Origin of the sequence: Halalkalicoccus sp. NIPERK01 (genome assembly GCF_030287405.1) — an archaeon.
Taxonomy (GTDB): domain Archaea; phylum Halobacteriota; class Halobacteria; order Halobacteriales; family Halalkalicoccaceae; genus Halalkalicoccus.
The window spans coordinates 1-250 of sequence record NZ_JASVVV010000048.1 but is presented as its reverse complement, the minus strand read 5'-3'; the positions used below and the strand labels follow the sequence as shown (position 1 = coordinate 250).

Annotated in this window: 1 protein-coding gene; it reads right to left on the bottom strand. The window is 42.8% G+C overall.

Going from position 1 to position 250, the window contains the following annotated elements; genetic code table 11:
• Positions 1-208 (bottom strand): hypothetical protein (locus tag QRT08_RS18505; RefSeq protein WP_286047469.1); only part of this gene is annotated, 208 nt, incomplete at its 3' end.
• Positions 209-250: the final 42 nt, after the last annotated feature.

The following is a 250-nucleotide window of genomic DNA, read 5'->3' as shown; positions in this document are numbered from 1 at the left end:
AAACCTTGATACCGGTTTTGCCTCTACCATCTACCGGCATGTACTCAATGCTTGAACTGCCCTCTGGCAACCCCGATTGATAATCGGAAGAAGTCCAGAAAACACCTCTTTGATTTATAACGGTGTTTGGTACAGAATATGTTGTGGCATAAATTGGCATGTATGATGGAGTACCTTTGAAGCGGATGTACTGCTCCTTGATCTCCATGATCGTGTCATGTTCTGGTATTTTTACCTGGATATATGTAGG